A 9949-nucleotide genomic window follows, 5' to 3' on the forward strand; every position below is an offset into this window, starting at 1 on the left:
GGCTACGCCGGTTCCCGCCTGACCGCGCAAGCGCGGTCCCCTATGGACAAACCGTAACGCCGAAGCGGTCACCTCGCCACAGACAGGAATTCTGGAATCACCACGAAGGATTTCGATGTATCCCGATTCATGGATTGCTGTGTTTGCAAGCTTAGTGTGGCTGGGGTGCAGCTTATAATGGCTGCCCCCTATGCCGATGAATAGAAAAATATATGTCGTAAATGTCTGACAAACCATTTATAAATCGATGGGTTAGCCTATCTGTCCAGGTAGATGGTTACAGTTGTAAAACAGCGTGCAACTCTTTCCGGATTATCAGGGTGATTGGCATCTAGTAATTGCCAACCTGGGGTGTGTGTAAACGTTGCTTCAAGGCCGTGTGAAAATTTTGCTTTTCAGGTCGTGGTAGCCGAGAACTGAGTCGATGATGAAATACCTGCTTTTGTTTGCGTTTCTCGTGGCGGTCTGGTTGATGTGGTCGAAGCGCCATCTATCCCGGGGGGGGGCTTCCTCGGAAAGTCGGGAGGCTGCCTCAGAAAAAATGGTGGCTTGTGTCCATTGTGGTGTCCTCTTCCCCGAGAGCGAGGCTATTGTGGATGGTGATCGGTTCTATTGCAGCGAGTCGCATCGCTTGGCTGCTCGCAGTGCGGAGCGGTAATGCCGGGGTGGCTTTCGTCGACTTGGGAGGCTAACTGGCGATCATTCCAGTATTTCAATTTGTACCGACTGGTGTTAGCTGCGTCTTTTTTTCTGGCGATTGCTTTCCCGCATGAATGGTCGGCTCGCCTGAATCTCCTGCCGTCGCCGCTCATGTATGGGCTGACCGGGGGGTACATGTTGGCCACTGTTGCTGGCTTGCTTTTGGCGACACATTGGCAGCATCGATTTAACCGGCAATTATCTGCCCAGATGGTGGTCGATGTGGCGATTGTCAGCTCGCTAATGTACCAGGCGGGGGGGGTTGGCAGCGGCTTGAGCGTGCTGTTGTTGGTTTCCCTGGCTGCGGCTAGTCTGGTTGGGCGTGGCCGGTTGGTGCTGTTTTATGCTGCGCTCGCTACGCTGGCGATTTTGTTGAGCCAGAGTTATGGGATTGCCGCCAGGGATTTTGATGAATCGTCAATCGTTCAGGCGGGGTTTATTTCTGCCGGTTTTTTCGCAACCGCAATTCTTGCTCGTTTGCTCGGGCAGCGGGCGATGGTTCACGAGGATTTGGCGCGTCGTCGTGGCGAGGCCCTTGCCAACCAGATACTGATTAGTCAGCGCGTGGTGGAACGAATGCAGGATGGTGTGCTGATCGTTGCCGAGGGGAGAGTGGTTAGTCATTGCAATCCGGTGGCCAGGGCGCTGCTCGGCCTGGCCGGAGATGACGTGCAGGCCGAGTTGGCCGCTCAGACGCCTGATTTGGCTGATGCTCTGCAGGCGTGGGATATGCATGGCGGCGCGGATAGCCTCCTGTTTCGTGGTGCGGACGGACGTGAATTGCGGGCACGTTTCGAGCGGACGGCTAGTTCAGATGGCGAGGTTCTGGTCTTTCTTGACGATGTCGGGCGGATCAAGGAGCGGGCACAGCAGTTGAAATTGGCTTCTCTGGGCCGGTTGACCGCAAGCATTGCCCATGAAATCCGCAATCCTTTGTCCGCCATCGGCCATGCCGGAGAGTTGTTACGCGAGGAGCGCCGCGGGGAGATGCAGGAGCGACTTTTGCGCATTCTTAATGACAATGTAATTCGCCTTGACCGGATTGTCGGGGATATTCTCGAGTTGGGGCGCCAGAGCCGCGCTGAGCCTGAATTGCTACGCGCGGACGAGTTTTGCGCCGGTTTTGTCGAACATTTCAACGCAACGGAAGGTTTGCTGCCTGGGGTCGTCGTGCTAGAAGGGACGTCGCCGCTCAACCTTTGCTTTGACCGTTCCCATTTGCACCAGGTGTTGTGGAATCTGGCCAGCAATGCCTTGCGCCATTCGAGCCGTGGGCTCGGGGCTGTCCGTATTGAACTTGACAGTGCTCATGGCGATGGCCGGGTAGAATTGCACGTGATCGACGATGGTCCAGGGGTTCCGGAAAACGTTCGCGAACAGATTTTCGAGCCGTTTTTTACGACGCACACGCAGGGAACGGGCCTTGGCTTGTTCATTGCTCGTGAATTGTGTGCGACCAATGGGGCGAGCCTGGCACTGGCGGGGTCCTCGTCTGGTGCCCATTTCATTGTTGCTGGGAGAAATGATACGTGTCTGTTGCCAGAACCGAACGGCGCCCGCGTGGCGAAATGAGCCGGGTCCTCGTCATTGACGACGAGGCGGATATCCGCGAACTGATCGATCTGACGCTGGTCCGCATGGGACTGGCGACAGAGTGTGTCGGCTCGGTGGCTGAGGCGCGGGCGGCGCTCGACGGCGATGCCTTTCAGCTTTGCCTGACTGACATGCGCCTGCCGGATGGCGATGGCCTGGAAATAGTCCGCTACATTACCGAGCATCATCCGCAGACGCCGATTGCCGTCATTACCGCTTACGGTAGCGCCGAAAATGCCGTCGCTGCGCTCAAGGCTGGTGCCTTCGATTACCTGGCAAAACCGGTTGGCCTTGAGCAGTTGCGTACTCTCATCAAGTCGGCCTTGCGCTTGCCGGGTGGTGCGCCGGATAGCGAGAACCCTTTGCAATCCTTGATCGGCGATTCACCGAGCATGCAGCAGGTGCGGGCGATGATCGAAAAGCTGGCGCGCAGCCAGGCACCGATTTATATCTCCGGTGAATCAGGGAGCGGCAAGGAACTGGCAGCACGGCTGATCCATGGCCGTAGTGCGCGGGCATCCGGGGCCTTCGTTCCGGTTAATTGCGGGGCGATTCCCGAAAATCTGATGGAAAGCGAGTTTTTTGGCTATCGGAAAGGCGCATTCACCGGCGCCGATAGTGAGCGCGAAGGCTTTTTCCAGGCGGCGCATGGTGGCACGCTGTTTCTCGATGAGGTCGCCGATCTGCCGCTGGCCATGCAGGTCAAGCTGTTGCGTGCCATCCAGGAAAAGCGCGTGCGCAAGGTGGGGAGCGTGGCTGAAGAGCCCGTTGATGTTCGGATCATCTGTGCCACACACAAAAACTTGCGTGAGCTGGTCGACCGGGGGGCCTTTCGTCAGGACTTGTATTACCGGCTGAATGTGATCGAACTCCGCATGCCGCCGCTGCGTGAGCGGATGGAGGACATCGTGCCGCTAGTCGAGGCCATCCTGCGCCGGGTCTTTGGCGATTCACCACCCAAGCTATCGAGCGGGGCGGTCAAGGCCCTGTCGTTTTACTCCTTCCCGGGCAACGTTCGTGAACTGGAAAACATTCTCGAACGGGCAACGGCGCTTTGCTCCAATGACCTGATCGAGGTTGAGGATCTACATATCGGGCCGGAAGAAATGGCCGGTAGCGAGGAGCAGGGGCGGGGCAGTGAAACGCTCGATGAATATCTCAATCGCCTCGAACGGCAGGCCATTCTGGAAGCCCTGCAGAAGGCAGAAGGCAACCGCACAGCGGCGGCGCGCTTGCTCGGCGTCACTTTTCGTTCGATGCGCTATCGTCTCGAGCGCCTGGGCATTGAGTGATGTTGTGGCAGCCTGACGGTTGGCTAGACGGTGTTCGCTGGCTGCCCTCGCCGAACTTTGGCGAGCGGCCGGCCGGCGAGCCGGTATCGCTGGTCGTTATCCACAACATCAGCCTGCCGCCTGACGAGTTTGGCGGCAATTGGGTCGAGGAATTTTTCCTCAATCGGCTCGATCCCACGGTCAACCGATATTTTTCGACAATTTTCAAATTACGGGTTTCGGCCCATTTTTATATCCGACGTGATGGCCGCGTCGTCCAGTTCGTCGGCTGCGACCTGCGGGCCTGGCATGCCGGCCAATCATGCTGGTGCGAGCGCGACCACTGCAACGACTACTCGGTGGGTATCGAACTTGAGGGCTCGGACTATCAGCCTTATGCAGCCGAGCAATACGAAGCGCTATGGACGCTACTGGACGCTCTGCTGGCGCGCTATCCGATTGCAGCCATCGCCGGCCATTGCCACGTCGCGCCCGGACGCAAGACCGATCCCGGGCCGTATTTCGACTGGCCGGCACTGCGGAGACGCTATCCGGGCCTGGACTTGCCGGCCGAATTTCGATAAAAATCTGATCCATTGCGGTAGCCGGAAAGCGTGCAGCCCTTGTCATGCCGGGCGATCAACACTTGAGGAGCCTTTTCTCGGGGCCGACATGCGACGCATACGCTTGGAAAAGCATATGACTCAGGAGGGCCGGCGATTCCACTGGTTCACAAGCCATCGCTATCCAGCTATAATCCTGCGCTCTGCTCTATTTGACAGACATGCATGCCGCTTTAGCTCAGTTGGTAGAGCAGTTCATTCGTAATGAAAAGGTCGCCAGTTCGATTCCGGCAAGCGGCACCATCTTGATTTAGCCCACATCGCGTGGGCTTTTTCATGTCCGGTGATAATGTTTACGCGAGATTGAGCCTTACCCGTAAGCGCCCGGCGAACCCATCTATAAATTGACGCGTTAGACCGCGAAGATCGTGTCCCCTTAAAAACGATGGTGGATACTTTCGATGGAAATCCAGAATCAAAGTCGCCGGCGGCGGCATCATCCTGAGAAATTCGCACAGACGGTGATTGACGCGTGTTGCGAGGCGGCGCCTCGGCCGCCGGTATTGCGATGGCCAACGGCGTCAACGCCCATCAGGTCCGGCGGTGGATGCATGAGCGCGGCATCGAAGAGCTGTAGCTGTTGTATATCGGAGCGGCGTGGGAGGCACTTCAAGTGAAGGCGTTTTCGATTGTCCCGTCGAGGCGTAATATGAGCTTCCTTTCCATACGGTACCGTCTGGAAAAAGATAAATGTTCAGGAGATGGCGGCGATGCAAATTAAGGGCAAGGTATTTCTGGTAACCGGTGCGGGTTCGGGGCTGGGGGCAGCAACGGCGTGTGCTTTAGCTGAAGCTGGGGCAAAAGTGGTGTTGGTCGACCTGAATCGTCAGGCGGGCGAAAAGATGGCGGTAGAGCTGCGGGCGAACGCCTGTTTTGTCGAAACGGATGTGGCCAACGAGGCTTCTGCGGTCAACGCCATCAATACGGCAATTTTGCAATTTGGTGCCCTGCATGGTTTGGTGAACTGCGCCGGCGTGGCGCCGGCCGAGAAGGTGCTCGGCAAGGATGGTCCGCACCGGCTGGAGAGTTTCGCCAAGGTTATCAATATCAATCTGGTCGGTACTTTCAACATGATCCGCCTGGCGGCCGATGCGATGATGAAGCACGAGCCGGAGGTGGGCGGTGAGCGCGGGGTGATCATCAACACCGCGTCGGTTGCCGCCTACGAAGGCCAGCTCGGGCAGGCGGCCTACGCGGCTTCGAAAGGCGGTATCGTCGCGCTGACCCTGCCCGTCGCCCGTGAGCTGGCGCGTAGCGGTATCCGTTGCATGACCATTGCCCCGGGCATCATGGAAACGCCGATGCTGCTCGGCATGCCGCCCGAGGTGCAGGATTCACTGAATAAAATGGTGCCGTTCCCAACGCGAATGGGCAAACCGGCCGAGTACGCGGCGCTGGTCCGCCATATTGCCGAGAATGCTTATCTCAATGGCGAAGTCATCCGGTTGGATGGCGCCATCCGGATGGGGGTCAAATAAACTATACTTCCGCTCCGTCCTTGACCCAAAAGGCACTTCGGTGCCTTTTTATTTGATGCCCCCCGCTTCCTGCTATCACTGTGGCCTGCCCATTCCCGACGCGGTCGATCTGTCGGTGAAAATTGGCGGCGAGCCGCGGGCCATGTGCTGTTTCGGCTGCCAGGCCGTGGCGCAATCGATTGTCGATAATGGGCTGGCCGACTATTACCGTAGCCGCGATGCGATGCCCGAGTCGCCGCGTGAAGCGATGCCGACGATTCTCGAACAACTGGTCATGTACGATCATGCCGAATTTCAGAAAAGCTTCGTCAAGGAATTGGGGCAGAACGAGCGCGAGGCGTCGTTGCTGCTCGAAGGGATTACCTGTTCTGCCTGCATTTGGTTGAACGAACAGCACGTCGGTCGGTTACCGGGGGTAACGGCGGTCAACATCAATTACACGACCCGCCGGGCGCGCGTGCGCTGGGATGAGACCCGTATCAAGCTCTCGGACATCCTCGGCGCGGTTGCCGCCATCGGTTATCGCGCCTACCCTTACGACGCGGCGAAGAACGAAGAAATCTCCCGCAAGGAACGGCGCGACGCCATGTGGCGCTTATGGGTCGCCGGTTTTGGCATGATGCAGGTAATGATGTACGCCTATCCGGTCTATATCGCCGACGGCGACATGGCGCCCGATATCGAAAGCCTGATGCGCTGGGCCAGCATGTTGCTGACCATGCCGGTCATCTTCTATTCATCGGCGCCTTTTTTCCGCAACGCCTGGCGCGATATCAAGCTACGCCGCGTCGGCATGGATGTGCCGGTTGCGCTTGGTGTCGGCACGGCGTTCATCGCCAGTTGCTGGGCAACATTTGCGCAGGCCGGCGAAGTTTATTTCGATTCGGTGACGATGTTCATCTTTTTCCTGCTCGGCGGCCGCTATCTCGAAATGACCGCTCGCCAGAAGGCGGTCAGCGTCACCGAGGCGCTGGCCCGCTTGCTGCCCGCCTTTGCGCAAAAAATGCCCAAATTTCCGGTTGACCGTGGGACTGAGCAATGTGTTGTCGCCGACCTGCGTCCCGGTGATTACGTCATGGTTCGGGCCGGCGATATTGTGCCGGCGGATGGCCGGATAGTCGAAGGGGTCAGTTGCGCCAACGAGGCGTTGCTGACAGGTGAAAGCAAACCGGTGCCAAAGTCGCCCGGTGAGGCGGTGACCGGTGGAGCGATCAATGCCGAAAGCCCTTTGGTCGTACAGGTCGAGCAAGTCGGCGAGGGAACGCGCCTGTCAGCGATCATCCAATTGATGGAGCGGGCGGCGGCCGAAAAACCAAAAATCGTCGTGCTAGCCGATCGCATCGCCAGCTATTTCGTTGCGGTCCTGCTTGCCGTGGCAATCCTTGTCGCCGTTGGCTGGTATTTTGTCGATCCGTCGAAAGCCTTGTGGATCACCGTTTCGGTGCTCGTCGTTACGTGTCCGTGCGCCCTTTCCCTGGCGACGCCAATTGCGCTGACGGTGTCGGCTGGCGCCTTGGCAAAGGATGGCTTGTTGGTCACACGGGGGCACGCCATCGAAACACTGGCGCGGGCGACCCATTTTGTCTTCGATAAGACGGGTACCTTGACGACTGGGCGCATGCATCTGGTGGATGTTTTGCCAACCGCCGGCGAGAGCCGGGAAGCGTGCCTGGCAATAGCTGCCGCCCTCGAACACGCCTCCGAACACCCGGTGGCCGCCGCCCTCCGTTGGGCGGCAGGGGAAAACTTGCCCGAAACGTCGGCCGTGGTCAGCGAACCTGGGCAGGGGATCGAAGCCATCGTCACCGGCCGCCACTGTCGTGTCGGCCGCCCCGAATACGCGCTGGCCTTGAGCAACGCCAAACTGCCGGCTGCTGCAGCCGCCTGGTTGGAGAGCGGTGATACGGTTGTCGCCCTTGCCGATCAAACCGGCTGTCTTGCGCTGTTCAGAGTCGGCGACGAATTGCGCCAGGAGTCGGCAGCATTGATTTCAGAACTTCGTGCCGCCGGGAAAAAAGTCATTCTTCTGACAGGTGATGCACCTGCCGTGGCACATCTGGTTGCTGGCAAACTTGGTATCTCTGATGTCAGGGCTGGAGTTACCCCACGGGGCAAGCACGATTTTGTCGCCGGGCTTCAAGCGGAAGGTGCTGTCGTCGCCATGCTCGGCGATGGTGTTAACGACGCGCCGGTGCTAGCCCAGGCGCAGGTTTCGGTCGCCATGGGCGGCGGGGCGCAGCTGGCCAGGACGCAGTCTGATTTCATCCTGCTCTCTGAGAATCTGGATCATTTGCGTCACGGTCTGCGGCGCGCCCGGAAAACCCTGCAAGTGATCCATCAGAATCTTTGGTGGTCCTTCGCGTACAATTTTGTTGCCTTGCCGTTAGCCATTGCCGGCTATGTCACTCCCTGGATTGCCGGTATCGGCATGTCGGCCAGTTCGTTGCTGGTCGTTCTTAATTCGCTGCGCATTCAGCGTGTGGAGACAGATTGATGGAAAGTGTGTATCTCCTCATCCCGGTGTCGGTCATTCTTGTCTTCGGGATTGCCGTCGCCTTCTGGTGGTCCGTGCGTAGCGGACAATTTGACGACCTCGAAGGGCCCGGGTTTCGCGTCCTGATGGACGAGGATCAGCCATTGCCACCCAGCGACGACCTGAAAGCTCATAAACGAGACGATGGTTGATCTGTGTCAACGCTTCTTGAGCTGACGCTTGGCAGTATGGGCGAATTGTGAAGCGAGGGCTTCGCTGCTGTTCTCTGTTGGGGTTGGGGTGCGTTACGACGCACCCTTTTTTTGTCTACGCCTCTTGTGTCCTTTGCAGTGTCTGCGTCTAGATATTTTGGACTATCTGCCTTAGATAATAGGTAGGTTGATCTAGGTCAAAACACCTCCCCTGAACTAGAATAACATCGCTATCCATGTGCCCCCTTGGGTTAAGGGAGGTGGGCATTCCGTTTTTTCTTTACGAGAGGTGGGTTCATGTCTGGAACGAAAACCACATATAACGATAAAGTCGTACGGCAATTCGCTGTCATGACTGTTATTTGGGGCATTGTTGGCATGCTGGTTGGTGTCATCATTGCTGCCCAGTTGGTCTGGCCGGAGCTGAATATTGGCTTCCTGCATTTTGGCCGTCTGCGTCCGCTGCACACTAATGCAGTTATTTTTGCGTTTGGTGGCTGCGCCCTGTTTGCAACGTCTTATTGGTGCGTTCAGCGCACCGGGCATACCCGCTTGTGGGGTGGTCCGTTGATCCCATTTACGTTCTGGGGTTGGCAGTTGGTTATTCTATTGGCTGCCATTACTTTGCCGCTGGGTATTACCCAGGGTAAAGAGTATGCCGAGTTGGAGTGGCCGATTGATATTCTGATTACGCTGGTCTGGGTTTCGTACGCAATCGTCTTCTTTGGTACCATCGGCAAGCGTACCGTTTCTCACATTTATGTGGCGAACTGGTTCTTTGGCGCAATGATTATCGCTGTTGCGCTGTTGCATCTGGGTAATAGTGCTGCGCTGCCGGTTTCTTACCTGAAATCCTACTCGGCTTATGCCGGTGTTCAGGATGCTATGGTTCAATGGTGGTATGGTCACAATGCCGTCGGTTTCTTCTTGACTGCCGGCTTCCTTGGCATGATGTACTATTTTGTGCCTAAACAGGCTGGTCGCCCGGTCTACTCCTATCGTTTGTCAGTGGTCCACTTCTGGGCGCTGATCTTCACCTACATGTGGGCGGGTCCGCACCATCTGCACTATACCGCGCTACCTGACTGGACCCAGTCCGTTGGTATGGTCTTCTCGCTGATTCTGTTGGCTCCGTCCTGGGGCGGTATGATCAACGGTATCATGACCCTGTCGGGTGCATGGCATAAGCTGCGTGACGATCCTATACTGAAGTTCCTGATTACTTCCCTGTCTTTCTACGGAATGTCTACGTTTGAAGGTCCGATGATGTCGATCAAGACCGTCAATGCGCTGTCGCACTACACGGACTGGACTGTTGGTCATGTCCACTCTGGTGCTCTGGGTTGGGTTGCCATGGTTTCCATCGGTTCAATTTATTACTTGCTGCCGAAGCTCTTTGGTAAGACTGAAATGTATAGCACCAAGCTGATGACGACGCACTTCTGGATCGCGACTATCGGTACCGTGCTTTATATTGCCTCGACTTGGATTTCCGGTGTTATGCAGGGCCTGATGTGGCGTGCTGTGAATGCTGACGGCACTCTGGCTTACAGTTTCGTCGAGTCCGTCAAGGGGTCCTATCCGTTCTGGGCTATCCGTT

Annotated in this window: 8 protein-coding genes and 1 tRNA gene; all 9 read left to right on the forward strand. The window is 57.2% G+C overall.

Annotated elements, in window-relative coordinates; all coding sequences use genetic code 11:
• The first annotated feature begins 427 nt into the window (after positions 1-427).
• Positions 428-658, forward strand: coding sequence for a PP0621 family protein (locus ADADOO_RS14795; protein WP_511278280.1), 231 nt, complete (start codon positions 428-430; stop codon positions 656-658).
• Positions 658-2271, forward strand: coding sequence for a two-component system sensor histidine kinase NtrB (locus ADADOO_RS14800; RefSeq protein WP_511278273.1), 1614 nt, complete (start codon positions 658-660; stop codon positions 2269-2271). Before ADADOO_RS14795 ends, ADADOO_RS14800 begins: the two co-directional genes overlap by 1 nt.
• Complete coding sequence (locus ADADOO_RS14805) at positions 2268-3584, forward strand: sigma-54-dependent transcriptional regulator (protein ID WP_511278274.1); 1317 nt, start codon at positions 2268-2270, stop codon at positions 3582-3584. The genes ADADOO_RS14800 and ADADOO_RS14805 overlap by 4 nt, the downstream gene beginning before the upstream one ends.
• Complete coding sequence (ampD, locus tag ADADOO_RS14810) at positions 3584-4147, forward strand: 1,6-anhydro-N-acetylmuramyl-L-alanine amidase AmpD (protein ID WP_511278275.1); 564 nt, start codon at positions 3584-3586, stop codon at positions 4145-4147. The genes ADADOO_RS14805 and ampD overlap by 1 nt, the downstream gene beginning before the upstream one ends.
• A gap of 206 nt (positions 4148-4353) precedes the next feature.
• A tRNA-Thr gene (locus ADADOO_RS14815) sits at positions 4354-4429 on the forward strand.
• Between the two features lie 467 nt (positions 4430-4896).
• Complete coding sequence (locus tag ADADOO_RS14820; protein WP_511278276.1) at positions 4897-5664, forward strand: 3-hydroxyacyl-CoA dehydrogenase; 768 nt, start codon at positions 4897-4899, stop codon at positions 5662-5664.
• 55 nt (positions 5665-5719) lie between these two features.
• Positions 5720-8158, forward strand: a complete 2439-nt coding sequence (locus ADADOO_RS14825) for a heavy metal translocating P-type ATPase (RefSeq protein WP_511278277.1) — start codon at positions 5720-5722, stop codon at positions 8156-8158.
• On the forward strand, positions 8158-8349 hold the full coding sequence (ccoS, locus tag ADADOO_RS14830) for a cbb3-type cytochrome oxidase assembly protein CcoS (RefSeq protein ID WP_511278278.1): 192 nt from the start codon (positions 8158-8160) through the stop codon (positions 8347-8349). Before ADADOO_RS14825 ends, ccoS begins: the two co-directional genes overlap by 1 nt.
• Positions 8350-8646: 297 nt before the next feature.
• Positions 8647-9949 (forward strand): cytochrome-c oxidase, cbb3-type subunit I (gene ccoN, locus ADADOO_RS14835; RefSeq protein ID WP_511278279.1); only part of this gene is annotated, 1303 nt, incomplete at its 3' end.

The organism is Azonexus sp., from assembly GCF_036170495.1.
GTDB lineage: Bacteria > Pseudomonadota > Gammaproteobacteria > Burkholderiales > Rhodocyclaceae > Azonexus.

Coding starts and splice junctions, on each gene's coding strand:
- ADADOO_RS14795 (WP_511278280.1), top strand. CDS start 428: ATGAAATACCTGCTTTTGTTTGCGTTTCTCGTGGCGGTCTGGTTGATG.
- ADADOO_RS14800 (WP_511278273.1), top strand. CDS start 658: ATGCCGGGGTGGCTTTCGTCGACTTGGGAGGCTAACTGGCGATCATTC.
- ADADOO_RS14805 (WP_511278274.1), top strand. CDS start 2,268: ATGAGCCGGGTCCTCGTCATTGACGACGAGGCGGATATCCGCGAACTG.
- ampD (WP_511278275.1), top strand. CDS start 3,584: ATGTTGTGGCAGCCTGACGGTTGGCTAGACGGTGTTCGCTGGCTGCCC.
- ADADOO_RS14820 (WP_511278276.1), top strand. CDS start 4,897: ATGCAAATTAAGGGCAAGGTATTTCTGGTAACCGGTGCGGGTTCGGGG.
- ADADOO_RS14825 (WP_511278277.1), top strand. CDS start 5,720: ATGCCCCCCGCTTCCTGCTATCACTGTGGCCTGCCCATTCCCGACGCG.
- ccoS (WP_511278278.1), top strand. CDS start 8,158: ATGGAAAGTGTGTATCTCCTCATCCCGGTGTCGGTCATTCTTGTCTTC.